General features: G+C 64.1%; 23 protein-coding genes. 7 read left to right on the forward strand and 16 right to left on the reverse strand.

Annotated elements, in window-relative coordinates; genetic code table 11:
* The first annotated feature begins 82 nt into the window (after positions 1-82).
* Together GZ092_RS12040 and GZ092_RS12045 are read left to right on the forward strand one after the other, a co-directional pair.
* A complete protein-coding gene (locus GZ092_RS12040) occupies positions 83-1735 on the forward strand; it encodes an ADP-ribosylglycohydrolase family protein (RefSeq protein ID WP_293636682.1) in 1653 nt (550 codons plus the stop codon).
* Between the two features lie 98 nt (positions 1736-1833).
* Entirely contained in the window at positions 1834-2046 is a 213-nt protein-coding gene (locus GZ092_RS12045) for a hypothetical protein (RefSeq protein ID WP_293636684.1), read from the forward strand.
* A 6-nt stretch (positions 2047-2052) separates the two neighbouring features.
* On the opposite strand, the gene GZ092_RS12050 is transcribed toward GZ092_RS12045, so the two are convergent.
* Positions 2053-3345, reverse strand: coding sequence for an FIST N-terminal domain-containing protein (locus GZ092_RS12050; RefSeq protein ID WP_293636686.1), 1293 nt, complete (start codon positions 3343-3345; stop codon positions 2053-2055).
* Between the two features lie 152 nt (positions 3346-3497).
* Positions 3498-4418 (reverse strand): PhaM family polyhydroxyalkanoate granule multifunctional regulatory protein, encoded by a 921-nt coding sequence (locus GZ092_RS12055; protein WP_293636688.1) that lies wholly within the window; start codon positions 4416-4418, stop codon positions 3498-3500.
* A gap of 327 nt (positions 4419-4745) precedes the next feature.
* Between GZ092_RS12055 and GZ092_RS12060 the strand changes: the two genes are divergently transcribed.
* Positions 4746-5159 carry a VOC family protein gene (locus GZ092_RS12060; protein ID WP_293636690.1) on the forward strand — a complete coding sequence of 138 codons (414 nt, stop codon included), beginning with the start codon at positions 4746-4748 and terminating at the stop codon, positions 5157-5159.
* Positions 5160-5201: 42 nt separating this feature from the next.
* Here the strand turns inward: GZ092_RS12060 and GZ092_RS12065 are convergent, their stop codons facing one another.
* On the reverse strand, positions 5202-6158 hold the full coding sequence (locus GZ092_RS12065) for a fumarylacetoacetate hydrolase family protein (protein ID WP_293636692.1): 957 nt from the start codon (positions 6156-6158) through the stop codon (positions 5202-5204).
* Between the two features lie 29 nt (positions 6159-6187).
* On the opposite strand from GZ092_RS12065, the gene GZ092_RS12070 reads away from it, so the two are divergent.
* The 3 genes from GZ092_RS12070 (at position 6188) to GZ092_RS12080 (ending at position 8755) form a co-directional block, all read left to right on the forward strand.
* Complete coding sequence (locus GZ092_RS12070; RefSeq protein ID WP_293636694.1) at positions 6188-7402, forward strand: DUF3108 domain-containing protein; 1215 nt, start codon at positions 6188-6190, stop codon at positions 7400-7402.
* Positions 7403-7482: 80 nt separating this feature from the next.
* Positions 7483-7764 (forward strand): DUF3567 domain-containing protein, encoded by a 282-nt coding sequence (locus tag GZ092_RS12075; RefSeq protein WP_293636696.1) that lies wholly within the window; start codon positions 7483-7485, stop codon positions 7762-7764.
* A 154-nt stretch (positions 7765-7918) separates the two neighbouring features.
* Positions 7919-8755, forward strand: coding sequence for a ChaN family lipoprotein (locus GZ092_RS12080; protein ID WP_363254483.1), 837 nt, complete (start codon positions 7919-7921; stop codon positions 8753-8755).
* A gap of 43 nt (positions 8756-8798) precedes the next feature.
* Here the strand turns inward: GZ092_RS12080 and GZ092_RS12085 are convergent, their stop codons facing one another.
* From GZ092_RS12085 to GZ092_RS12115, 7 genes are all read right to left on the reverse strand, one after another.
* On the reverse strand, positions 8799-9800 hold the full coding sequence (locus tag GZ092_RS12085; RefSeq protein WP_293636698.1) for an alcohol dehydrogenase catalytic domain-containing protein: 1002 nt from the start codon (positions 9798-9800) through the stop codon (positions 8799-8801).
* Positions 9801-9822: 22 nt separating this feature from the next.
* Complete coding sequence (locus GZ092_RS12090) at positions 9823-10578, reverse strand: SDR family oxidoreductase (protein WP_293636699.1); 756 nt, start codon at positions 10576-10578, stop codon at positions 9823-9825.
* 11 nt (positions 10579-10589) lie between these two features.
* Positions 10590-11903, reverse strand: coding sequence for a histidinol dehydrogenase (hisD, locus tag GZ092_RS12095; RefSeq protein ID WP_293636701.1), 1314 nt, complete (start codon positions 11901-11903; stop codon positions 10590-10592).
* Between the two features lie 117 nt (positions 11904-12020).
* On the reverse strand, positions 12021-13079 hold the full coding sequence (locus tag GZ092_RS12100) for an ABC transporter substrate-binding protein (RefSeq protein ID WP_293636703.1): 1059 nt from the start codon (positions 13077-13079) through the stop codon (positions 12021-12023).
* A gap of 40 nt (positions 13080-13119) precedes the next feature.
* Positions 13120-13917, reverse strand: a complete 798-nt coding sequence (locus tag GZ092_RS12105; RefSeq protein ID WP_293636704.1) for an ABC transporter ATP-binding protein — start codon at positions 13915-13917, stop codon at positions 13120-13122.
* Between the two features lie 31 nt (positions 13918-13948).
* Positions 13949-14731: an ABC transporter permease gene (locus GZ092_RS12110; RefSeq protein WP_293636705.1), complete on the reverse strand. Its 783-nt coding sequence runs from the start codon at positions 14729-14731 to the stop codon at positions 13949-13951.
* Positions 14731-15504 (reverse strand): ABC transporter permease, encoded by a 774-nt coding sequence (locus tag GZ092_RS12115; RefSeq protein WP_293636706.1) that lies wholly within the window; start codon positions 15502-15504, stop codon positions 14731-14733. Before GZ092_RS12115 ends, GZ092_RS12110 begins: the two co-directional genes overlap by 1 nt.
* Positions 15505-15757: 253 nt before the next feature.
* Between GZ092_RS12115 and GZ092_RS12120 the strand changes: the two genes are divergently transcribed.
* The gene (locus tag GZ092_RS12120; protein ID WP_293636707.1) at positions 15758-16795 is read left to right on the forward strand and encodes a LacI family DNA-binding transcriptional regulator; all 1038 of its coding nucleotides are present in this window, start codon (positions 15758-15760) and stop codon (positions 16793-16795) included.
* A gap of 56 nt (positions 16796-16851) precedes the next feature.
* On the opposite strand, the gene GZ092_RS12125 is transcribed toward GZ092_RS12120, so the two are convergent.
* The 6 genes from GZ092_RS12125 to GZ092_RS12150 all read right to left on the reverse strand — a co-directional run bounded on the left by GZ092_RS12125 (position 16852) and on the right by GZ092_RS12150 (position 23706).
* Positions 16852-17601 carry a sulfite exporter TauE/SafE family protein gene (locus tag GZ092_RS12125; RefSeq protein ID WP_293636708.1) on the reverse strand — a complete coding sequence of 250 codons (750 nt, stop codon included), beginning with the start codon at positions 17599-17601 and terminating at the stop codon, positions 16852-16854.
* A 144-nt stretch (positions 17602-17745) separates the two neighbouring features.
* A complete protein-coding gene (locus GZ092_RS12130; RefSeq protein ID WP_293636709.1) occupies positions 17746-19374 on the reverse strand; it encodes a thiamine pyrophosphate-binding protein in 1629 nt (542 codons plus the stop codon).
* A gap of 11 nt (positions 19375-19385) precedes the next feature.
* Entirely contained in the window at positions 19386-20372 is a 987-nt protein-coding gene (locus GZ092_RS12135) for a tripartite tricarboxylate transporter substrate binding protein (RefSeq protein WP_293636710.1), read from the reverse strand.
* A gap of 93 nt (positions 20373-20465) precedes the next feature.
* Entirely contained in the window at positions 20466-22202 is a 1737-nt protein-coding gene (locus GZ092_RS12140) for an FAD-binding protein (protein WP_293636711.1), read from the reverse strand.
* Complete coding sequence (locus GZ092_RS12145; protein ID WP_293636713.1) at positions 22199-22810, reverse strand: fumarate hydratase C-terminal domain-containing protein; 612 nt, start codon at positions 22808-22810, stop codon at positions 22199-22201. The genes GZ092_RS12140 and GZ092_RS12145 overlap by 4 nt, the downstream gene beginning before the upstream one ends.
* 20 nt (positions 22811-22830) lie before the next feature.
* On the reverse strand, positions 22831-23706 hold the full coding sequence (locus GZ092_RS12150; protein ID WP_293636715.1) for a fumarate hydratase: 876 nt from the start codon (positions 23704-23706) through the stop codon (positions 22831-22833).
* Between the last annotated feature and the right edge of the window lie 15 nt (positions 23707-23721).

The following is a 23721-nucleotide window of genomic DNA, read 5'->3' on the forward strand; positions in this document are numbered from 1 at the left end:
TTTCTTGTGCTGTCGTTTTAAAGTTGTATATTACAACCTTGAAAGTTGTTCTGTACAACTTAAACTCAAAAGGAACCGTACCATGCCCCATTCCACCGTCCTCACCAGTCTCAATCGCCCTTTACGCGTGGCGCATGTTTGCGCCGGCACTGCGCTGGGTGCTATCGGCGTGACGCTGTGCCCCGGCAAGTGGCAGAGGACTTCAATCTCCGGCACCTGGCAGCGCGACCTGGCCACGGACATCGATGCACTGCATCACTGGGGCGCCGCTGCCGTGGTGACACTGATGCCGCAGGACGAGTTGCAGGCAGTGCAGGCCGACGGCATGGGCGCCGCCTGCGAAGCGCGCGGCATTGAATGGCATCACCTGCCGATTCAGGATGTCGATGTGCCCGATGCCGCGTTTGAAACCGCATGGCTTTACACCGGATTGCGTCTGCGCGAACACCTGCGCGCGGGCCGCAATGTCCTGCTGCACTGCCGTGGCGGCCTGGGGCGCAGCGGCACCATCGCGGCGCGGCTGCTGGTGGAACTCGGATGGGAGGCACAGGCCGCCATCCGCGCCGTGCGGTCGCAGCGCCCCGGCGCGATCGAGACCCGCGCGCAAGAAGCGCATGTACTTCAAACTCAGCCCGTCCCCAGCGACGAAAGCCATGCCGCCCGCGTGCTGGGCTGCATTCTGGGCGGCGCGGTTGGCGATGCCTTTGGCTATGCCATCGAGTTCGACTCCTGGGACGCCATCTGCCGCCAGCATGGCCCACGCGGCCTGCGCGAGCCAGTGATGCAACGCGGCCAACTGGTGGTCAGCGACGACACGCAAATGACGCTGTTCACGCTCGAAGCCATGGCCGTGACACTGCCGGGTCAGTTACCGCCGCTGTTTAACGAAACCCTGATGCGTCCGTTTCAGGCTGCCTGCCGGCGCGCCTACCTGCGCTGGGGCATCACGCAGGGCATCCATCCATTGCTCAAGGACGCCGATCAAGTCACCTTGCATCTCAGCCCCGCCATGCGCCACTTGCGCGCGCCGGGCAACACCTGCCTGTCGGCCGTACGTGCCGGCGCTACCGGCACCGTGATGAGTTCCATCAACCAGTCCAAGGGCTGCGGCGCCGTCATGCGCACCGCTCCCATTGGACTGATTGAAGGCACGACGCCGGAACTGGCGATGGCGTTGGGCGATGCAGCCGGTGCGCTGACGCATGGCCACATCGACGGCTGGCTGCCGGGCGGTGCGTTGAGCGCAATGGTGCGTTTCATTGCCCGGGGTGAAGCGATCCGGCCAGCGGCGCACCACGCACTGCGCCTGCTGGCTGGGCATCCGCACCCCGACCAACGGGCCATCAACGCTTCAGGCACCGCCCGGCTCATCACTACGGCGTTGCAACTTCTGGATGACACGCCGGACCGATCAGAAATTTTCAGGCGCCTGGGCGAAGGCTGGACCGGCGACGAAGCACTGGCCATCGGTGTCTATGCGGCCTGCGCCGCCAGCAGCTTTGAAGACGCCGTTCGCCTGGCCGCCAACCACGATGGCGACAGCGACTCCACTGCTTCGATTGCCGGGCAACTCTACGGTGCCCGCCACGGCATCATGTCCCTGCCGCATGCCTGGGTTCGACGGCTCGATGTGCTTCAAGATGCTCTGCAGGTGACACAGCGATTTCTGGAGGCGCAGGCGACGGCACCGCAGATACTCGATCAGTCGACTCAACAATCACGGGAGCATAAATAGCATTTTTTACGTTCAACAAAGGGGCTGTCGAGCAGGCCGAATTTCTGCCAGCCAAGGACCGGGCCGGCGCGGGTATTGAAGAAAATGTGTTTTTTGACTTGCTTTTGCTTCATTTGAGCCAGCTTGACTCGGAGCGCCGGCTGATGATGCTGGCGTATGAGTACACGAACTGGAGCGATGCCAGCCGATGCATTGACGTGCTGGCCATCGATGAAGACCAGAACCTGGTGGTCGTTGAACTCAAGCGTACGAAAAAACGCAGACCAATTTGCTGGAGGTGTATGGGCTACCCCATCCGCCCCAACAAATAGCGGTGACTACTCAGCAGCCGTGAACACCGTCAGCACGCCGGTATAGCCATACAGGTGGTTGCGGGCAATCTCGCCGCCGGCAAAAAAACCCACCAGCGGCACATCGCCCAGGGCGCGCCGTACGATCTGCAGCTCGGCGCTGGGCGCGCCGAAATGCGGCCCGCCGCGCCCGGAACAGCTGACGTAGATGGCGCCGGCAATGCGCCGGGCCGGGTGCGGCGCCGACTGGGCCTCGGGCAGGTTCAGGGCTGTCGCCACTTCCAGCGTCAGCTCCTCGGGCTCCAGTTCTTCGCGGATTTCAGCGCAGATGCGCACCAGGTCGGCGCGCGCGGCCTCGGCATTGCGCTCGCAAAAGGCCAGCTTCATGCCGATGCTGGCCACATCGGCAATCGCAATGCCCTTGCGCGTCGGGTCGAGGCCGATCAGGTGGCGCACCATGACCTCGGCGCCGAACTGGCCCGAACGCTGCCGGGCGACATCGTTTGGCAAATCCGCGTCATGGCTCAGGCCAACCAGCGTGGTGCGGACCTTGGCCAGCGCCTCGCGCGGCTGCTCCAGTGACACGCCCAGGTCGGCCAGCAGCACCTCCAGCGCCGGCAGGCCATCAAGCTCGATCACCACATTGGCATCGCAAGCGGTGATTTCGTAGGTGTTTGACACTGGCCAGCAACCCTGGGTGACGCGCGACATCAAGCCCATGCCGCCCGACGTATCGCGCGCAAACGCCACGCCGCTCAGGCCGCCACTAAACACGCCGCAGGCAGCGCCCTGCCCTTTGAGGTTGCCGTGGCCGCTGAGTGCAAACTGCACCGTCCGGCTCCGGCTCGACGCCAGGCCGCCGAACACATAGCCGCTTTCGGTGCGCTCGGCCATCTCGGCAATCAGTTCGGCCACGTCGGGCGTGGCCGCATCGGCATGGACCAGCGCGGTGTGTGCGGTGAACACGCCGGCATTCGCCGGCGGCAGCGGCGACACGCCGGAAAACACGCGGTAGTGGTCGTGCGGCAGTTCGCACAGCATCACGGCCAGGGCGGGTTCATCGAAATACTCGACGTTGTTGGACGCGATGCCGACGCCCACAGTGCCGCTCCAGTCGGTGATAAAGGGAAGTTCGGCGCTCAGGTGGTCAAGGATTTCCTGGGCCTGGGCCGCGTAGTGGTCGGTGATGTAGAGCAGCGCCAATGTCGGCGAGGAGGCATAGGCCGGCAGGGACAGGTAGCCGCGCAGCTGCGCCAGCACCAGGGCAGCAGCCATTTCCCATTGGGGATGGGTGGCGTGGCCGTAGGGGAAGAGTTTCATAAAGCAGGAACGCCGTTAACCGTTAAAAGTGGATTCAGGGCTGCAATGTGGCACATCAGGCGCAACCCTGCCGAAAGCCGGGTTCCCGGTCGGCCTGACGCGTGCAGGCATCAAGTCCGCCAGACCAGGGCCGGCCATCGGTCCGGGACGCTTCAGCGCGTCGTCTTGCGCGCCGCGCTGCCGCCCGTCTTGCGTGCAGGTGATTTCGCCTTCGTCGCGGCCTTGGGCGCCACCTTGGCCGCTGGCGACTTGGCAGCGCCTGTCTTCGAAGCCGTTTTCCTTGAGGCCGTCACTGATGTGTCTTTTGCGGCGCCAGCCTTGGGCCAGCTGCCGGCCAGGGCCGTGTTCATGGCGGCGCGGGTGCCGCCGGCCATGGTCTTGGTGGCGGTTTCGGCCATGTTCTTGGCCATGTCGGTGGCGGTCTTGACCGCGTCCTTGGCCATGCCGGCCGCCATGCTCTTGGTCGCATCGATGGCGGTGGTCTTGGCCACTTCCTTCATCGCCTCGGCGGCAATGGTCTGGAACTGCTGGGTCAGCGCGCCCCACCACTGCATCGGGTCCGCGAGGCCGGTCGCCGGGGCTGGCGTGTCGCTGGCGCCTGATGATTTTTCGCCGGCTTCAGGGCCGTTGTCAGCCTTGTCCTTGCTGGCCTGAAAGGCTGAAGGGGGAATCTCAAGCCCGGCAAAGCCCTTGGCCTTGTCGGCCGTGCGCTGCATGCCGCCCGACAGGCTGTCGCTGACCTTGAGCTTGAAGGCATTGGCCACGTCGCCCATGTTGAAGTTCATGCCCTTGAGCGTGGCCAGCGTCATTTTCTGCACCTCCAGCGCCTGGATCGTGGCCTTGAGCGCTGCCGCGTTCTGGTCGAGCCAGAACTGCACCGCCTTCAGTTCCTGCACACGCTTGTCCAGTTCCTCAACATTGAGCGTGGGCGCAATCCAGTTTCCGAGGTTGGGCAGCTGCGGTATGGCCTGCGTCGCACTGCCGGCAGCCTGTTTGGCCAGGTTTTGCAGGAAATCAAAACCTGGCACCAATTTGCCAAAGTCGGGAAAAGACGGGGTGTTTGCATTGCTCATTGAAGTGTCTCCTGGCGGGTTTTTGCGGTGTTGCGTCTGTGGGGTCGGGCTCCGGCGGCCCTGTGGGCGCAAGGGGCATGGAAAAACCCCGGCACACGGCCTGATTGTGCAGTGTGGAGGCATCGCGTCAACCGGTTTTTTCGATGCGTTTGCGTGAAGGGACCCACGGCCAGCCCGGTGGTCGACGCTCCCGCGTATTTGATAGCCGAAATCGCCTTGTCCGCTGATGCAATCTTCTTCATGCGCTTCTGGTTTGATAGCATCCCAGGCGGTTTTTGGTGCCGCGCCTCGCTTCACGCCGGCCCGCCGGGCTGCTAAGCTTGGACCATGAAAAGCCTGTTTCACCTTGCCTTCAATGTCACCGACCTGGACGAGGCACGCCGCTTTTATGGTGGTGTGCTGGGCTGCGCGGAGGGCCGCGCCACCGCCACCTGGGTCGATTTTGACTTCTTCGGCCACCAGTTGTCGCTGCACCTGGGCACGCCGTTCAACACCGCGCGCACCGGCCATGTCGGCGAGCATCTGGTGCCCATGCCGCACTTCGGCGTGGTGCTGGCCCTGACCGACTGGCAGGCGCTGGCCGGGCGCCTGCAGGCGGCAAAGACGACGTTCTTGCTGGCGCCGCAGGTGCGCTTTGAAGGCCAGCCGGGCGAGCAGTGGACGATGTTTTTTTACGATCCGTGCGGCAATCCGATCGAGGTCAAGGGCTTGCGGTCGCTGGACACGCTTTACGCAGCGTGACGCGCCCGCCGGCTTGCAGTGCGTATTCCGGCTCGCAGCGCATCAGGCTGGCGGCGTGATTTCCTGCTCGATCGCGCCGAACAGCGACTGCCCGTTTTTGCCCTTGATCTCGATGCGCAGGGTGTCGCCGAACTGCATGAAACGGGTTTTTGGCTTGCCGGTGTCGGCCGTCTCGACTGCGCGCTTTTCGGCAATGCAGCTGTAGCCGTGGCTCCAGTCCGGGTGGCTGACCGGGCCGGCGCCGACGATGCTGCCGGCGCTCACCGGCCGCGTTTTGCACAGGTGCGCCAGCAGCTGGCCAAAGTGAAAGGTCATGCCCGCGCCAGCATCGCAAAGGCCGACCTTGCGGCCATTCCAGGTGGTTTGAAGGCTCAGTCCGAGCCGCCCCTGGCGCCAGGCGTCGCCGGCTTCGTCAGGCGTGACGGCCACCGGTCCGAAGGCCGTCACGGGCCGGCCCTGCAGCGCGCCCAGGCTGCGCAGGCAGACGTCGCTGGCCAGCATCAGCAGGCGAATGCCGTCCAGTGCGCGCTCGGGGCTGGCGCCCATCGGCACGTCGCCAGTGATGACGGCCAGCTGTACTTCAAAGTCGATGCCGCACGCTTCGCTGGCCACCACCACGTCATCGCGCGCACCGATGAAGCCGTCGCTGCCGCCCTGGCGCAGCAGCGGCTCGGCATACAGGCCCGGGGGCAGCGCGGCCGCCGGAATGCTGCCCAGGCGTTCGACATGGCTGGCGTAGGCCGGGCCGCTGACCCACTGGTAGGCGCGTGGCAGCGGCGCCATGCAGCGTAGCGGATCAAACGGAAAAGCATGCCGCGCCTTGCCGCTGTTCAGCAGTTCATACAGGTCGTGCAGCTGCGGCGCCATGAAGCGCCAGTCGTCCAGCACCTGCTGGACCCGGCTGGCGATGCCGGTCGCATAATGGGCGGTTGACAGGTCGCGCGACACCACGACCAGCTGGCCGTCGCGCGATGCGTCCTTGTAGGTAGCGAGTTTCATGATTTCCAGAATAGATGAATGGCCGGGCGATGCGTCCTGACAGGCTGACTTCCGACACCCCGGCAACAAGCCAGATTGTGCCGCGCCGCGCCGCACCGTCCTGGCGTACCCTGGGCCTGCTGGCGGCGGGGGTGCTGGCCGTGCATGCGCTGGTGCTGCAAACCCGGCCGGCCCGCTTCGGCCCGTCGCAAGCGCCGCCATCCCACAGCGTGGCGGTGTTGACCACCCGCAGCATTACGCTGCCGCCGGTGACCGTCAGTCCGCCGCCGGCCGAAGCCACCCCTCCCGCGCCAGCCACGCCGCAACCCGTCGCCAAGCCTTCCAAAAAACCTGTTTTCAAGCAAAAAGTGCCTGTTGCGCAGGTCCAGCTTGCGCTACCAGCTATTGATTCAATAGCACCTTCTGGCCCGCCGCCGGGCAGCGTTGATGAAGCGCCCGTTCTGCAAGAGGCGGACAGCGCCGCGCCAGCCACGGCCTTGCCGGAGGCCGCACCCGCACCCGAAGTTTCCGCCAGCAGTGCCACGGCGGCCGCACCGACGCCGCCCGCCAGCGACGCGGCAGCGGCTTCACCGCCGGCGCCAGCCACCCAGACGCCGGTCACCGCCATGGCGCTTGCGGCCAGCGCCCGGCTGGATTACCGCATGACCGGCAGCGCCAAGGGCCTGACCTACCATGCCCAAGGCGAACTGCTGTGGGAAAACGCCGGCGGCAGCTACAACGCGCGCATGACCGTCAAGGCGCTGTTCATCGGCTCTCGCACCATGAGCAGCACCGGCCAGGTCGGCGCCCAGGGGCTGGCGCCCACGCGCTTTTCCGACAAGTCGCGCGCCGAGGTGGCGGCCCATTTCGAGCCCGACAAGGGCCAGATCAGCTTCAGCGCCAACACGCCCACGGCGCCTTGGGTCCAGGGCGCACAGGACCGGGTCAGCGTGTTTTTGCAGCTCGGCGGCATGCTGGCGGGCAACCCGTCGGGTTTTCCGGCCGGCTCGACCATTTCAACCCTCACCGTCGGTCCGCGCGCTGCGGACAACTGGACCTTTGTGGTCGAAGGCCCGGAATTGCTCGCCTTGCCTTTCGGCGAAACGGCGACCATCAAGCTGTCGCGCCAGCCCCGCCGCGACTACGACCAGAAGGTTGAAATCTGGTTTGCCCCGGCGCTGGACTATCTGCCGGTGCGCAGCAGGATCACCCAGGCGAATGGCGATTTTGTCGATCAGCAACTGAGCGATCTGACGCGTCCCTGAGCCGTCCATGACGGCTTTGCCCGCCCAGGCCCCCTTGAAGTTGCGGCAATCGTGGCCATCTGCGGCTAAAGGATATTTCCATGCAACTGCTTTACGACTCTGAATCATTCGTGGTGGTGCAGATCCACGCGAATGCGCCCGAAGACTCGGCACCCCGGCCGGCCGCGCCCCAACTGGCCCGGCACGGCTATGAAATCGTGGACAAGCGCTCGGGCAAGCAGGTTTACCTTGACGGCTCCTGGGCAGAAATGTTCCAGCAGCGTCTGAGCGGCTGGGAAAAGCACACGCCCACCCAGGAAGAGGTCGAGGACACGCTCGAAGGCTACAGCGGCCTGGCGAACACGCCGGTTTCGTTGCACTGACCATCTGGCCGGTCTCTCCGACGGCAGCGCTTGGCCGCACCGGCCTCCGGCAAAAAGCCCGCAAGCTGCCAGGCGCAACGCAGCAGGCCGGCGAAGGCTTTAGTATTCGGCCATGTTGTTTACTTCCCGATCTTTTTTACCCTGCCGTTTCGCCTTGCTTCTGGCGGCCTCCTCCGCATTGATGGCAGCGGGCTGTGCCGGCCGACCCGAACTGCCCATCCTTGAACAGACCGGCAGCCGCACGGCTGCCCGGACAGCGACCCGGCTGGAGGCATTGCTGCCTGCCGATGTGCTGCTGGTCGGCGAGCAGCATGATGCGCCGGAGCACCATGAACTGGAGCAGCAGATCGTCTCCAGCCTGGCGAGCCGGGGTCTGCTGGCTGCCGTGGCGCTGGAAATGGCCGAGGTCGGTGTCAGCACGGCGCAGCTCAAACCCAGTTCGACCGAAGATCAGGCGCGCAGGGCACTGAAATGGGACGACAAGTCCTGGCCATGGGCCGACTACGGGCCTGCGGTGATGACCGCCGTGCGCGCTGGTGTGCCGGTGCTGGGCGCCAACCTGCCGCGCGACCAGATGCCTGCCAGCATGAACGACAGCAAGCTTGATGCGCAGCTGCCCGGCCCGGCCCTGAAAGCGCAGCAGCAGGGCATCCGCATCGGCCACTGCAACTTGCTGCCCGAAAGCCAGATCACACCCATGACGCGCATCCAGATCGCCAAGGACATCACCATGGCCGACACGGTTCACCAGTTGCTGCTGCCAGGAAAAACGGTGGTGCTGCTGACCGGCAACGGCCATGCCGACCGTACCCTGGGGGTGCCGCAGCACCTGCGGGCCGACGTCAAGGCCAAATCCCTGCAGCTACGCGCTGGCGATGGCGATGCCACCGACAGACCCGATGCTTTTGACGGCATCTGGCCGACACCCGCCCTGCCCGAAACCGACTACTGCGCCGAACTGAAGGCGCAGTGGCCTGCAGCCGGCAAGTAGCCCGGCGCAATCCCCCGGGCACCCCCAGGGCGATCGTTGCCCCTCAGGGCCGCAAGACGATCTTGGCCGATGCAGAGCGGCCTTCGTCCAGGTCCTGAAAGGTGCGTTGCCCCTGCGCCATCGGCCGCTCCTCAACCCAGGCCAGGTCGCCGAACACGCCCGCATGCAGGGCGGCCACGGTGGCGCGCAGGTCGGCGGTGGTGTAGGTGTAGGTGCCCAGCAGCGTGATTTCGGACAACGTCAGCTTGCGCATGTCGATTTCGCTGGCCCAGTCCTGCAGTCCCACATGCATGATCACGCCGCCGGGCCGGATGGCGACAAAGGCCTGCTGGCGCGTCACCTTGGCGCCCACGGCATCAAACACATAGTCGTACTGGTTTTCAGCGGGTGCCTGTTCGCGCGGATCCAGGGTTTCGCAGCCCACATGGGCCTGCACGGCCTCACGCCGCAGGGGGTTGGGCTCGCTCAGGGTGAGCCGGACCACGCCCAGGTGCTTCAGCAGCAAGGCGGCCAGCATGCCGATGGCGCCGCCGCCAATCACCAGCACGCGGCATTCGTGGACCGGACGCGGCAGCACGCGCAGCGACAGGTTGACGGCGTGCCAGGCCGTGGCCGCCGGTTCGGTCAGCGCCGCCGCCACATCCGGCATGTCCTGCGGCATGGCGATCAGGGATGCGGCTGGAATGCTCATGAACTCGGCATAGGCGCCGGGCCGGGTCATCCCGACCATGGTGCGGTCAGAACACAGGTTGTTGCGGCCCTGCACGCAGTAGTCGCAGACGCCACAGGTGATCAGCGGGTTGCCGGTAAAACGCGTGCCTGGCTCAAAACCACGGGCAGCCGATTCCACCACCGTGCCGACAAACTCGTGCCCGAGAACCAGCCCCGGCTTGCGCCGTGGATCGTGGCCGTGCCAGGCGTGCATGTCGGAGCCGCAGATACCGACGGCGTCGATTTTGAGCACCACTTCGCCATCGGCCAGTTCAGGCCGGGGGCGCTCCTGCATTTGCAGTTCGTTGGGTTGGGTGTAGACAAGGGCTTTCATCAGATGGGTCCTTTTTCAGTTTTCAACGCGCGGTGAAGCCGCCATCGACCATCAGCGTCTGCCCGGTGATGTAGGCGCTCGCGTTGCTCGCCAGAAACACGGTCGCACCGTGGAGGTCTGCAAGTTCGCCATTGCGTCCAATGCAGGTCTGTTCGGCATGGCGTTGTGCAAGTTCGGGGTTGTCGAAAACAGCCGCCGTCAGCGCGGTCGGGAAAAACCCCGGACCGATTGCATTGCAGGTGATGCCGAAGCGCGACCATTCCTGCGCGATCGCACGCGTGAGTTGCACGATGCCCCCCTTGCCGGCGCCATAGGGGGCGCTGTTGGCGAAGGCGCGCGTGCTTTGCAGGGAAGCGATGTTCAGGATCCGGCCCCAGCCGCGCGAGCGCATGCCTGGTGCCACTGCCTGGGTCAGGAAAAATGGGGCGCCCAGGTGCAGATTCAGTTGCGTCTGCCATGCCTCGGGCGTCACCTCCCCAAAGGGTTGGCGCAAGTTGACACCGGCCGCATTGACAAGGATGTCGACGCCTCCAAGCTTCTGCTGGGCCTGGGCCGCCACGACTCCAAGCCCCGGCAGCGCTGTCAGGTCGGCCACCAGCATGTCTGCGGCAACCCCGGCGCTTTGGAGCCTCTCGACAGCGGCCTGCAACTCGGCCTGACGCCGCGCAAGCAGCAGCACCTTCGCGCCGGCGCGTCCCAGTGCCAGCGCCATGGCCTCGCCGATGCCGGAGTTGCCCCCAGTCACCAGCGCGCGTCGTCCGCTCAGGTCGAACATCATGGCCCGCGCGATCAGACCTTGACCTTCTCGCCAAGGTCGAAGGTGTCCTTCGGGTAGTACTTGGCCAGGCGGACGTCGGCTGTGAGCGCGTGGCCCTCCATGCCTTCCAGCCGCGAGATCCGCGCCGTCACTTCGCCGATGTCGCGCGCGGCCTGACGCGTCATGCGCTGCCAGGTGAAGGTCTTCATGAACTTGTGCACCGACAGCCCGCCGGAGTAGCGCGCCGCGCCTTTGGTCGGCAGCACGTGGTTCGGCCCGCTGGCCTTGTCGCCGTAGGCTACGGTGGTTTCCTCGCCCATGAACAAAGAGCCGTAGCAGGTCAGGTTTTCGAGCCACCAGTCGAGGTCCCTGGCCTGCACCTCCAGGTGCTCGGGCGCGTAGCGGTCGGAAACCTCGACCAGCTCCTCTCGGGTGTCGCAGACAATCACTTCGCCGTAGTCGCGCCAGGCCGAACCGGCAGCGTCACGCGCGGTCGGCGGCAGTGACTCGACAAGCGCCGGAATCTGCGCCATCACCTCCCGGGCGAGCTTTTCGCTGGTCGTGAACAGCCAGGCGGGCGACTCATGGCCGTGTTCGGCCTGGCCGACCAGATCGATGGCCACGATGGCGGGATCGGCGCTTTCGTCGGCGATCACCGCCACTTCCGACGGACCTGCGAAGACGTCGATGCCGACCTTGCCGAACAGCGTGCGCTTGGCCTCGGCAACGAACTTGTTGCCCGGTCCGACGATGACATCGGCCGGTTTGCCGCTGAACAGGCCGTAGGCCATCGTGGCGATCGCCTGCACGCCGCCCAGCGTCATGATGATGTCGGCGCCGGCCTTGTTGAAGGCATACATCAGGTAAGGGTGCATCGGTCCGCCGCGAAACGGCCCCGAGCAGGCCACGATGGTTTTGACGCCTGCTGCCTTGGCGGTCGCGACGCCCATGTAGGCCGATGCGATGTGCGCGTAGCGGCCGGCGGGCGCATAGCAGCCGGCAACGTTCACCGGCAGCACACGCTGGCCGGCGGTGACGCCGGGGTGCACTTCGGTCTGGAACTCCTGCAGCGACGCACGCTGCGCCCTGGCAAACTTGGAGACCTGGTCGATGGCGAAATCGATGTCCTTGCGGACCTGTTCGGGCACGGCCTTGGCGTTCTCGGCCAATTCGGCTTTCGTGACGATGATGTCGCCATCCCACTTGTCCAGCTTCTTGGCATAGGCGCGCACCGCGTCTTCGCCGTTCTTCTCGATCTCGGCCAGCATCTCGGTGACGACGCCTTGCGCGGTCGCGGTTTCGGTTTCGGGGCTCTTGTCGGCTTTCTTGAGATAGGTGATGCTCATGTCAATGCTTTCGTTGGTGGCCGGTGTGGCCAGGGATGGGAGCCTTCGGGGCGCCGGTCGTGGCGGTGGACGGCTCAAAAAAATGTGCGGTTCGATGCGGCCCCTTGGCGGCCGGTATCAGTCCTTGCGGTTGGCAAACTCACGCAGTTTCGGATCGGCCGCAACACGCTTCATGTAGGCGTCGGTGAGGTAGTCCGCCGACGCCGGCGTTTTTTGAATCGCACCCGAGCCGCGCATGAACGTTGCGATCTGTTCGAACCACTTGTCTGCGTCGGAAGCGCCCTTGCTGCGGTCCATGTGCGCCAGTTGCTGTTCAAGATCGAAGGTCGGGCGCTTGGCAAATTCCTTCTTCTGCGCGGATTCGGAGATGTTGACCCCGCCCTCTTTGTAGAACTTGCTCATCAACGCGAGCGCTTCTGGCCTGTGCGCGCTCATCCAGGACCAGGTACGCAGGTAGATCGCGAGGAACTTGGCAACGTTCTCGGGGTTCTCCTTCGCGTATTCCTCGCGCACGATCAATGCGCCCGGCACCACGGCGCCACCGTCCTTGCCCGAACAGAGCTGAACGGCGCCGATTTTTTCTTCGACCGAATAATTGTTGGGCGCCCACAGCCCGGCCAGATCGGCGCCGCCGGATGACAGCGCGGAGATGATCTCGCCTTGCCCCATGTTCTTGATGCTCACGTCCGATTTCTTGAGGCCCCACTTCTTCAGGCAGGACTGCACCGCGTAGTCGCCGGTGGAGTTGCTGGTCAGGAGGATGGTCTGGCCCTTGATCGAGGCCGGGTCCTTGACGAACTTTTCGGCCGCGGACTTGCTTGCCATCAACACATTCGCATCCGATTCGTCGTTGGAGATGCCGATGGTCATCACGCCGAAGCGTACATGGCCGAGCACCGCGGGCACCGAGCCGGTTCCGCCCACATCCCACGACTTGGCTGCCGCGGCCGCCATTTGCGGCACGCCAGCGGGAAAGATGCTGAACTCCGGTTTGAGGCCCAGTTCGGCCCACCAGCCCTTCTCGGTTGCCACGTAAAAGGGCAAAGCCCAATACAGCGCTGGCTGGTAGCTGACCTTGATCTCCTGCAGCGGCGCTTGTGCCTGTGCGCCAAGTGTCGCGCTCGCGAGAACGGTTGCAAGTGCAGCGTGCACGATTGTGTTGCGGAATCTGTTCATGTTGTCTCCAGGGTTGGTTTAGCGAACGGTGAGTGGGTGATCAATGCAGGTCTTTCCCCTGCTGCTCGCGCAACAGCTTCCAGATGTGGGTGCGCATATGCACGAACGAGGCCTGGTCCATCACGTCCTCGATGCTTGGCAATGCGTCCCAGTTTTCGGCTTCGCGCACGGTTTTCACATCGACGATTTCTCGGATGGTTCCGGGGCGGCTCGACATCACGACCACGCGGTCGGCCAGATAGACCGCCTCTTCGACCGCGTGCGTGATGAACAGAACCGTGCGCGGGTGCTTTCGCGCCAGCCGCACCAGTTCTTCCTGCATCACCACGCGGGTCTGGGCATCGAGCGCGCCGAACGGCTCGTCCATCAACAGCACCTTGGGATCGAGCACATAAGCGCGGGCGATTGCGACGCGCTGCTGCATGCCGCCCGAGAGCTGGTGCGGAAAGGCCTTTTCGTATCCTTTGAGCCCCATCAATTCGATGTACTGCTCGATCCGCTTTTTGCGTTCATCGGCCGGAACAGACAAGGAATGCAGGCCGAATTCGATGTTGTCCCAGACAGTCTTCCACGGGAACAGCGCGAACTGCTGGAACACCACCGCCCGATCGGGCCCGGGGCGCGTGACTTCGATGCCATCGACCTTGACGTTGCCGCTGGTCGGATGCTCAAGGCCGGCCGCCATGCGCATGCAGGTGGTCTTGCCGCAGCCCGACGGACCGACGATCGCGACGAATTCGCGGTCGGCCACTTCGAGGTTGATTCCCTGCAACGCGATGAACGCGTTGCCGCCCTGATGGAAAGTTCTCTGCACGTTCGAAAATTCGATGTTGGCCATGTTTACCTCTTGATGTGTGTTTGACCGGCGTTCAAAGCCCGCGCCGTGTTTCGATCGCCTGCTCCAGCCTGCGCAGCAGCACGTCGATGACGAGGCCGACGATACCGATCGCGATCATTCCGCTCATCACAGTAGCGGTCGAAAGACTGGCCTGGCCCTTGACCAGCATGTAGCCGACGCCGCTGGACGCAACGATGAGTTCGGCGCCGACCAGCGACTGCCAGCCCAGTCCGGCCGAAACGCGCAGCCCGGAAACGATTGACGGCACGGCCGCTGGCAGCAGCACCTGCGTGATGCCGCGCCATGGCCCGGCGCCGAGCATGTTGGAGGCTTCGATGTACTTTTTGTCGACGTGCTTCGCGCCGCGATAGGTGTTGATCAGAACCGGCGGAAATGCGCCCATGAAAATGATCAGCATCGGCCCGCCGATGCCCGTGCCAAACCAGAGCGCCGCGAACGGTACCCAGGCAATCGGCGCGACGAAGCGTACCGCTTCGAACACCGGCGTGACGATCCGGTCGACACTGCGGAACCAGGCCATCAGCAAGCCCAGCGGAATGCCGACGCACACCGCCAGACCATAGCCCAACGCAAAACGCTGCAGGCTGGACAGCAAATGCATTTGCAGCGTGTAGCCGGCGAACGGTTCATGCATCAGCTGCACCAGCCGCTCGAGCACCTGCAGCGGACCCGGCAGAAACATGCGCGGAACCAGGCCGGACTGCGCCGCCACGACCCAAAACGCGAGAAATCCCAGTGCTCCTGCGGCGCTCAGCGTCCAGAAGCGGGCCGGTGTCAGTTTCGGTTGCAGCATCAACGTGCCCTCCACGGCATGACCCGCGCTTCAATCCACCCGAGGCCGAGCGTCATCACCCAGCCGAAGAGTGCGACGCTGATCATGCCGACCAGAATCATCGGCGGATAAATATCCTGTGAGGCCTGGTTCAGGATCTGCCCCAGTCCTGCAATCGCACCGATCAGCTCGGCCGCGACAAGGGTGGTCCATGAGGCTTGCAACGACAGCCTCAGGCCGGTGAAGATGCTCGGCAACGCACCCGGAATCAACACCTGCGTCCAGTAGCGCCAGCCGCGGATGTCGAGCATCGCGCTGGCCTCGAACAGCGGCTTGTCGATCTGCCGCACCCCGCTGAAACTGTTGATCACGGACGGCACGAAGGCTGCGGCGAAGATCACCATTATCTTGGCCGCATCGCCCAGTCCCAGCCAGACGATCGCCAGCGGAATCCAGGCCAGCGGCGGGATTGGCCGCAAGAACAGAAAGGCCGGGTTCACCAGCGCCTCGATTGTTCGGCTGGCGCCCATCGCCAGTCCCAGCGCAACCCCCAGCGTCGATGCGACAAGAAAGCCGATGGTCACGAGCGCCACGCTGCGCACCACGTGTTGATACCACAGCGCACTTGCGTAGCCTTCCCACAGGATTTGCTGCCAGGCGGCCCAGGTCTCGGACGGCCCCGGGAACCGGATTGGTGAAATGAGACCGCTGCCTTCAGTCAGTGCCCACCACGCCAGCAGGGCAATTCCCAGCGCCGCCAGCGCGCGCCAGAGCGGGCGGCGCCATCCGGACATTCGGGAGGCGGTTGAAGTTCCCCTCGCGGTTGCGGCGGGCAGCGCAGTGTCGGTGGTAGTCACTTGAGCGGTCTCCATTTTTTGTAAGCGCTTTCATTCTTGACGGGTTATCGCGGTGCGTCAACCCATGAAGATATAAATCTTCGTGGTACAAACCCTCAGGGAAAGCAAACGCCTGACGCAGGATTTTCTGCAAGCGCGTACATTTGTCGTCATTGGCTTGTACTATCAACTGAATACTTTTGTGATCAACATGAATGTCCCTGACACCAAACATCCAACCGTCGCGGACGTGGCGCGGCGTGCCGGCGTCTCGACGGCCACGGTGTCGCGCGTGCTGAACCAGCCCGACGCAGTGCGTGAGAACCTGCGCAGAAAGGTCGGCGCTGCGGTGGCCGAGCTGGGTTATGTGCCACATGCCGGTGCTCGCGCGTTGATGCTGCGCCGCTCGGGCACGGTTGGTGCGGTGTTTCCGACCATTGACAACGCGATCTTCGCCACCGCCATCGAGGCCCTGCAGCGGCGCCTTGCGGCATCCGACATCCATCTGCTGCTCGCCACCAGCGGCTACGATCCCGAGGAAGAAATGCGGCAGGCGATCAATCTGGTGACACGCGGCGCCGACGGCCTGGCGCTGTGTGGCAACTGCCAGCATCCGGAGCTGCTGCGCTTTCTGCGCCAGCGGCGCGTTCCGTGCGTGCACGTGATGGTGCAGGACGAAGGCGACGAACTGGTCAGCGTCGGTTTTGACAACGCCGCAGCCACGCGTCAGGCAACGCAATACCTGCTCGATCTGGGGCACGTCAACATTGCGATGCTGGCGGGTGTCACGCGCGCGAATGATCGGGCCCGGCAGCGTGTGGCGGGCGTGCGTGAGGCGCTCTCGGCGGCAGGGCTGGCGCTGCCGCCCGAACGCCTGGTGGAACGCCGCTACACGATAGCCGATGCGCGTACGGGCTTGCGCGAGCTGATGGCGCACCGGCCCGCGCCGACCGCGGTGGTCTGCGGCAACGACGTGCTGGCGTTCGGCGCCATGCTGGAATCGGCGGTCATGGGCCTGCAGATTCCGCGCGACCTTTCGATCGTCGGCTTCGACGATCTCGAACTGGCGCGCCATTTGCAGCCCGCGTTGACCACTGTGCAGGTGCCGACCGAACACATGTGGTCGACTGCGGCGGACCGCCTGGTGTCGGCATTTCAGGGCGAGCCGGTGCAGCGCAGCACCAAAATCGACGTGGCGCTGGTGGTGCGTCAGTCCACCGGGCCGGCGCCAGCTGGCAAACCGGGCTGAGGCCCGCGGGCATTCAGTCGTTTGCAAAATCCGTCCATTCCGGCAAAAACCGGATGTCATGGCATGGTCAGGGCGCGCCACAGCAGACTGGTACTGCCGGCGATCAACAGCAGCCACACCGCCTGAATGGCGCGTTTTGCAGGCATGCGCGCATGCAGAAAGCTGCCTGCCAGATAGCCCAGAATCGCACACGGCAACAACGCGAACGCGAGCGGCAGCAGGCCGTTCTGGCGGTAAAACCCGCTGCCGGTGAAAAGCACCAGCCGGATCAGCGCCGTACCGAAAATCAGCACGCCAATGGTCGCGCGCATCACATTTTTGTCGGGCAGGCGCCGCGCCAGGTAGACCATGTAAACCGGTCCGCCGGTGCCATACAGCGCCGTGAACGCGCCGCCTATCATGCCGGCGGGCAGGGCCCACCTGGATGAAATGGGTGCAATTTCTGCCTTGCGCAGCAGGCTCCAGCTGGCATAACTGAGCACAAAGATGCCCAGCACCATCAAAAGCCAGCGTTCGCTGGCCTGCACAAGCACGGTCACACCCACCACCATGCCGATCAGCAAGAAGGGGAACAATCGCAGCAATTCGGTCCGGTCCAGGTGTTTGCGATTCTTCAGGCCCAGCAACAAACCCGCAAAAAGATCAAACACCAGCATCATCGGGACGGCAAAGCGCAACGGGAAGAAATGCGCCAGCAGTGGAATGGCAATGATCGCCGCGCCAAATCCGGTCAGGCCGTACACGGTGTACGCGACCGTGACGATCAGCGCCGCGCTCAGCAGCGTGATCCAGGGCAAGTCAATCACACGCTTGCGGCCTGGCGTTGACAGGCTTGCGCTGCAAAGGCCAGCCCATCACTAAGTCCACGCTTCTGCGTGAATCACAACAGAGGTTGGCAAACCTGCCACTGTCGTGGCACAGGTGCTGTCGTTTGACACACATGCACTCTTTCAATATTTGATCTGGGGCGCAGGCACCCCTTCGATCATCACGTTCAAACAGGCGGGAAGGCCGCTCGCCTGCGCACGCTGTGCAGCAGCTGCCATCTCGTGCGGCTCGGTCACCCGTTCTCCATGACCGCCAAACGCCTGCGTGACCGCGTCGTAGCGCATGGGACGAAGCTCGCAGCCCACCAGCCGGTCCGGACCATAGTCGCGCAGCTGGATCTGGTATTCGGCATTCCAGCGCGCATCGTTGCCAATCACCGAAACGAAGGGCAAGCCGTAGCGCATGGCCGTGTCATATTCAGCGATGTGAAACCCGACCGTGCCGTCGCCCATCACCGCCACCACGGGCGCTTGCGGCTGGGCGCATCGCGCCGCCAGCGCATAGGGAAGACCCGAGCCGATCGAGCCCGCCACACCGTTGTTGACACGGTGCGGCGCATTCAGGCAAGCCATCGCCCACTGCCCTATTTCACCGCCATCGCACACCAGCACCGATTCGGGATGGCTGTCGAGCAGTGCCTGCAGCGGCCTGAGCATCTGTACCGGATGAAGCTTGCCAGGCAGTTCCGATTGCACGCTGTCCCATGCCGGCGGACGGTAGGCCACAGCGCTGCGCACATCAGACAGCCAAGCGGACGGCGCACTGCTTGAAGCCGCCTGCGTCAAAGCCGACAGGGACGAAAAAGCATCGGCCAGTGCTGTGACTTGAAGTCGATCACCGAGCGCGTTGCGCGTGCGTTCGATTTCGGCTGGCTCGGCATCTATTTGGTGCACTTCAGATTGTGCCGAGAGGGCCGGAGCTTTGCCAAATTTGAGTGTGAAGTCCACCCTTTTTCCGACCAGCAGCACGCAGTCGGCCTGCGCCAGCATCTGCGCAAAGGCACCCAGACTGGCATCGGCGATGCCACGTGGACTCTCCATGCCGATCACCGGCACACCGCTGGCAGCTTCCAGTGCAGCCAGCATCGCGCGGCCCGGGCGGGTCATGCAGGCCGGGCCGGCAAGGATCATCGGACGCCTGGCCTGGGCCAGGCGCTGCATCAGGTCGCTGGCAGTAGCCAAATCCAATGCCATGGTTTCGGGCTGAAAGGCATCGGCCGTCAGCGATGCTGACTCAGCGATGTCATCGAGTGCGTCCGTGGGCAGGTTCAGGTTCACCGGACCGGGCCTGCCCGATCGCGCGATGCGGATCGCCCTGGCAATGTCGCCGGCGATCTGGTCCGGCCCGGCGCATGTCCAGGCCGCCTTCGTCACCGGCCCCGCCATCTCGGCCTGGCGCATTTCCTGAAAGGCGCCCAGTCCAAGCTGGCTGTTCGGCGCATGGCCGGACAGCAGCACCACCGGGGATTCGGCCATCTGCGCGGTGTAAAGCGCGGAAACCGCATTGCCATGGCCGGGGCCACCGGTGACGAGCGCAATACCCACCTCGCCGGTGATGCGCGCATAGGCATCGGCCATGTGCACGGCGCTGGCTTCGTGGCGCGTGTGGATGAGCTCAATTCCAGAATTGAACGCGGCGTCGTAAATCGGCATGATGTGGTTGCCCGAAAGCGTGAAGATCCGGCGCACGCCGGCTGTCTTGAGCGACTGGATCAAGGCATCACAGCCACGGTTGCGGGAAGAGATGTTCATGTATCGGCCTTTTATTTCAATTCAATCTGGAGTTCGCGGCCCAGGCGTTCATACACCTGGTACTGGTCTGATGCGAATTTTCTGGTGTCCGCGGGTTTCATCACCCGTGGAATGCTGCCGGCTTTTTCAGTTGCGGCAGTCCACTGGGCATCCTGCGCGGCAGCAGCCAGTGTGTTCACCCAGCGGTTTGTGATTTCCTTGTCCAGGCCGGGCGGACCATACAGCGCGCTCCAGCCAATGACCGTTTCAAGTTCCGGATAACCTGCCTCGCGCGCTGTTTGCACGTCTGGCAGATCCTTGAGTCGTTCTGGCGTCGTGGTCATCAGCGCATGCAGCTTGCCGCCCTTGATATTGCCGATCATCGACGTGAGGTTTCCACAACTGAAATCCACATCGCCTGAAAGCACCGCCATGGCCGCTTCACCACCGCCCTTGTAGGCCACCGGCACAGCGGCGTTCTTGCCGAGCTTGAGCACATCGAACAACAGTTGGGGACCGAAATTCAGGATCGTCGCTGGGCCAGTGGTGCTGTAGTTGAGCTTGCCAGGCTTGGCGCGCAGCGCATTGACCAGGTCCGCCATGGTCTTGTAGCCCGATTCACTGTGCACCGCGCAGACCACAGGATTCAATTCCAGCAGACCGAGGAAAGTGAAACTGTCCCACTTGTAGTCCAGCCCCTTTTGCAGTGCCGGCAGGACGACCTGCGAACCCACACGGGCGAGCAGCAGTGTGTAGCCGTCGGGTTTGGCGCCCTGCACCGCAAGGGAACCAATGGCGCCGCCCGCACCTGCCCGGTTCACGGCGATCAGGCTTTGGCCCATGGTGCGTTGCACCACAACGGACAGATTGCGCGCAGCGACATCGGCATCGCCCCCGGCACTGAAGGGCACGACCAGCGTGACCGGACGATCGGGGTAGAGGTGGGCTTGGGCACTTGCCTGAGGTGCGATGGCAGACAGGCCGGCCCATAGGGCCAGGGTATACGGGATGGAATGCACGACGTCTCCTGTTGTTCAGATTAGAAATTCGGGCGCCAACCGGCTGGCCTGCCATGGAAGGTAAAAGCGCGCAGTGCGCCTTGTTCAAGAATTTCAAGAAACGATTGCATCCTCCTCTTGCAGGATCGTCTGGCCAGGCACGACGCGGGTGAAGTGAACGGGCTCTCTGCGCATCGACAGCGTCTGGCCGGCCTGCGTCACGACGATGTAGCTGGAGCCTTCCAGGTCGCCGGCGTGCGGATGGTCTTCGCGGAAATGCGCGCCGCGCGAGTCTTCGCGCGCCAGCGCGGAGGTGGTGATAACGCGGCCCACGGCAATCAGGCTCTTCAGGTTGAGCCAGTCGTGCCAGCTCAGGTTGAAGGCGCGGTCGCCATCGGCCACGCCAATACCTGATAGCCGTTCGTCAAGTGCGTTCAAGGTAACGAGTGCGCGCTGCAGGCCTTCTGCAGTGCGCAAGATGCCAACGTCCTGCCACATGCAATCGAACAGCGCCTCTCGAATCGCCTCAATGTCCCCGGGCGCCTGCGCAAACGGCGTCAGGTGCGCTGCCATGCTTTGCCCGATCGCCGCTTCGTCCGGTTCGCGCAGGCGGCCCTGGCTTTTCACCCAGACCGCCATGCTGTCGCCGGCGATGCCGCCAAACACCGTGGAATTGGCCACGCCGTTGCCGCCCAGCCGGTTGGCGCCGTGCACACCGCCCGTGTCTTCGCCAGCGGCAAACAAACCGGTCAGCGCCGTGGTGCAGTCGGCTTTGAACACCACGCCGCCCATCATGTAGTGGGCGGTGGGCACCACTTCCACCAGGCCGCCTGCAAGATCGAAACCGCAATCACCGCAACGCTCGACCATGCCCTTGAACTGCTTGCGCACCTTCTCGGGCCCAAGATGCGACATCTGGAGATACACGCCGCCATTCGGTGACGTGCGGCCTTCGCGCATCTCGGAAAAAATGGAGCGTGACACGATGTCGCGCGTCGCGCGCTCCAGCCTCGGGTCGTAGCGGTCCATGAAACGCTGGCCGTCGCCATTGAGCAGGTAGCCGCCTGCCCCGCGCAAGCCCTCTTCCAGCACCGTGCCGGTCATGCGCGTGCCGGTGCCGGCGAGCAGGCCGGTGGGGTGGAATTGCACCATTTCCATGTCGCGTACCGGCAGACCCGCCCGCAGCGCCATCGCCAGGCCGTCACAGGACTTGTCGCCGGAAGGCGTGTGGTACTTGTACATGGTCGGTCCGCCGCCGGTGGCGAGCAGCACGGCCTTGGCCTGCACGAAAACAAAGCCGCCGTCCCGCATGTCGATCATCAGTACGCCCGCCAAGGCGCTGCCGTCGGGCGTCTTGATCAGCTCGATGGCGCGGTGCTCTTCAAGCCGCCCGATGCCGCGTGACCAGACCTGTTCGGACAGGCGGTTGATGATCTCGATGCCCGTCAGGTCACCCTTGTGCACGGTTCGGTCGAAGGTCTGGCCGGCAAAGGCTTTCTGGTGCACAGTGCCATCGGGGTTGCGGTCGAAAAAGCAGCCCAGTTCGTTTTCAAGCTCGTGCACCCGCTCGACCGCCTTGGTCACCAGCGTCCAGGCCAGGTCCTGGTCGGACAGCCATTTGCTGCCCTCGATCGTGTCCATGAAATGCCGCTCGACCGAGTCGCCTGGGGCCAGCGCGACGTTGTAGCCGCCCTGCACCATCCGGGTACAGCCGCATTTGCCGAGCAGACCCTTGACGGCGACGGTGATCGACAATTCGGGCGCCGTCTGGTGCGCATGCAGGGCTGCAAACAGGCCAGCGCCGCCGGAGCCCAAAATCAGGATGTCGGTCTGCACGCGTTTGATATTCATGTTTTCACTCCAAGACTGGCCAGCGCTGTGGCCCTGTTTCCCGCCGTACTTTGCTTGAGCACGTCATACAGGCTGCCGCCATGGCTGTCCATCGCCACCAGCAGCGGGCCGAAATTGCGTATCCTGAATTTCCAGAGCGACTCGGGGTTCAGGTCGTCCATGTCGACATCTTCAATCTGCTCGATCCAGGTCGTTTCCAGCGCAGCGGTGCCGCCGACGATGGCCAGGTAAACGCCGCCCAGTTCCCTGAATGCGGACAGCGAGCCGTCACGCAGGCCGCCCTTGCCGATGACCATGCGCACGCCGTAGTCGGTCATGAGCGGCCGGGTAAATCGTTCCATCCGGTCCGAAGTCGTCGTACCGATGCAGATCGGCCGGTAGCCGGCCGGGTACTCGGCGGATTTTTCAACCTTTTGCACATTCGGCGCGGTATGGATAACGGCATGGCCGTTCATGTCGAACCTGGCTTGGCGGCCGTGGTCGAACATGTGAATCTGCGTTGCATCGCGGATGCCGAACAGCGTCGTCTGCAAGGTGACCGTGTCGTTGATGCGCAGCTGACGGATTTGCGCCTCAGTGACCGGCGTGGAGAGTTCGTGATGCGCCATGCTGAATTCCTAAAAAGTCCTTAATAGCCGTAGGTCACGCCTGCAGGCGTGAACGTTGCGCGGGCGCGCCGCGCCGAATGGCACTGCATGTTGACGGCGATGGGGTTCATGGTGATGTGTGTCGAGGCCAGCTCGATCTGCACCGCGAACGCCGTCGAGTCGCCACCCAGGCCCTGCGGTCCCACGCCCAGCTGGTTGACTGCGGCAGACAGCGCCTCTTCAAGCCTGGCGCCTTCCGGATCGCTGCAGCGGCTGCCCAGTTCGCGCGTGGCCGCGCGCTTGGCCAGCGCCACGCTCAGGTTGGACGTGCCGCCAAGGCCCACGCCGACAATGGTCGGCGGGCAGGTCTTGCCGCCGGCCGCCAGCACGCAGTCGATCACAAAGGTCTTGATCGCGTCGATGCCTTCGGCCGGAATGGCCATCTTCAGGAAGGAATTGTTTTCCGAGCCGCTGCCCTTGGGAATCATTTCGATGTCCAGCAGGTCGGGCGTCGGGCTGAAATCAATGTGGATGACGGGCACCTCGATGCCGCAGGAGGTGTGGTTGTTCTTGCGCGTCAGCGGATGCACCACCGAGGAGCGCAGCGGATGCTCGCGGGTGGCGCGCTCGCAGCCCCGGCGTATCGCCTGCTTGAGCGCGTGGCCGTCCACCTGCACGTTCGAGCCGATCAGCAGGTTGTAGATGGGAATGCCGGTGTCCTGGCACAGCAGGTTGTCGGTGGCTTCCGCCACCTGGATATTCGTCACCATGGTCGCCAGCACGCTTTGGGCCGTGGCAGCAGTTTCCGTCCGGGTCAGCCGGTCCAGCCCGGCCTTGACATCGGGCGGTAGCATCTTGAGCGCGCGGATGTACAGCGTCATAGCGGCGTCTTCCACCGCTTGCAAATCAATCTTCATCGGTTTTCCCCTCGC

Origin of the sequence: Polaromonas sp. (genome assembly GCF_010365105.1) — a bacterium.
Classification (GTDB): domain Bacteria; phylum Pseudomonadota; class Gammaproteobacteria; order Burkholderiales; family Burkholderiaceae_C; genus Polaromonas.

Excerpts from the sequence above, each read along its gene's own strand:
- GZ092_RS12075 (WP_293636696.1), top strand. The coding sequence starts at position 7,483 with ATGCAACTGCTTTACGACTCTGAATCATTCGTGGTGGTGCAGATCCAC.
- GZ092_RS12055 (WP_293636688.1), bottom strand. The coding sequence starts at position 4,418 with ATGAGCAATGCAAACACCCCGTCTTTTCCCGACTTTGGCAAATTGGTG.
- GZ092_RS12105 (WP_293636704.1), bottom strand. The coding sequence starts at position 13,917 with ATGGCCAACATCGAATTTTCGAACGTGCAGAGAACTTTCCATCAGGGC.
- GZ092_RS12090 (WP_293636699.1), bottom strand. The coding sequence starts at position 10,578 with ATGATGTTCGACCTGAGCGGACGACGCGCGCTGGTGACTGGGGGCAAC.
- GZ092_RS12040 (WP_293636682.1), top strand. The coding sequence starts at position 83 with ATGCCCCATTCCACCGTCCTCACCAGTCTCAATCGCCCTTTACGCGTG.
- GZ092_RS12145 (WP_293636713.1), bottom strand. The coding sequence starts at position 22,810 with ATGGCGCATCACGAACTCTCCACGCCGGTCACTGAGGCGCAAATCCGT.
- GZ092_RS12115 (WP_293636706.1), bottom strand. The coding sequence starts at position 15,504 with ATGTCCGGATGGCGCCGCCCGCTCTGGCGCGCGCTGGCGGCGCTGGGA.
- GZ092_RS12110 (WP_293636705.1), bottom strand. The coding sequence starts at position 14,731 with ATGCTGCAACCGAAACTGACACCGGCCCGCTTCTGGACGCTGAGCGCC.
- GZ092_RS12100 (WP_293636703.1), bottom strand. The coding sequence starts at position 13,079 with ATGAACAGATTCCGCAACACAATCGTGCACGCTGCACTTGCAACCGTT.
- GZ092_RS12070 (WP_293636694.1), top strand. The coding sequence starts at position 6,188 with ATGCGTCCTGACAGGCTGACTTCCGACACCCCGGCAACAAGCCAGATT.
- GZ092_RS12050 (WP_293636686.1), bottom strand. The coding sequence starts at position 3,345 with ATGAAACTCTTCCCCTACGGCCACGCCACCCATCCCCAATGGGAAATG.
- GZ092_RS12130 (WP_293636709.1), bottom strand. The coding sequence starts at position 19,374 with ATGAACATCTCTTCCCGCAACCGTGGCTGTGATGCCTTGATCCAGTCG.
- hisD (WP_293636701.1), bottom strand. The coding sequence starts at position 11,903 with ATGAGCATCACCTATCTCAAGAAAGCCGACAAGAGCCCCGAAACCGAA.
- GZ092_RS12120 (WP_293636707.1), top strand. The coding sequence starts at position 15,758 with ATGAATGTCCCTGACACCAAACATCCAACCGTCGCGGACGTGGCGCGG.
- GZ092_RS12060 (WP_293636690.1), top strand. The coding sequence starts at position 4,746 with ATGAAAAGCCTGTTTCACCTTGCCTTCAATGTCACCGACCTGGACGAG.
- GZ092_RS12085 (WP_293636698.1), bottom strand. The coding sequence starts at position 9,800 with ATGAAAGCCCTTGTCTACACCCAACCCAACGAACTGCAAATGCAGGAG.
- GZ092_RS12150 (WP_293636715.1), bottom strand. The coding sequence starts at position 23,706 with ATGAAGATTGATTTGCAAGCGGTGGAAGACGCCGCTATGACGCTGTAC.
- GZ092_RS12140 (WP_293636711.1), bottom strand. The coding sequence starts at position 22,202 with ATGAATATCAAACGCGTGCAGACCGACATCCTGATTTTGGGCTCCGGC.
- GZ092_RS12065 (WP_293636692.1), bottom strand. The coding sequence starts at position 6,158 with ATGAAACTCGCTACCTACAAGGACGCATCGCGCGACGGCCAGCTGGTC.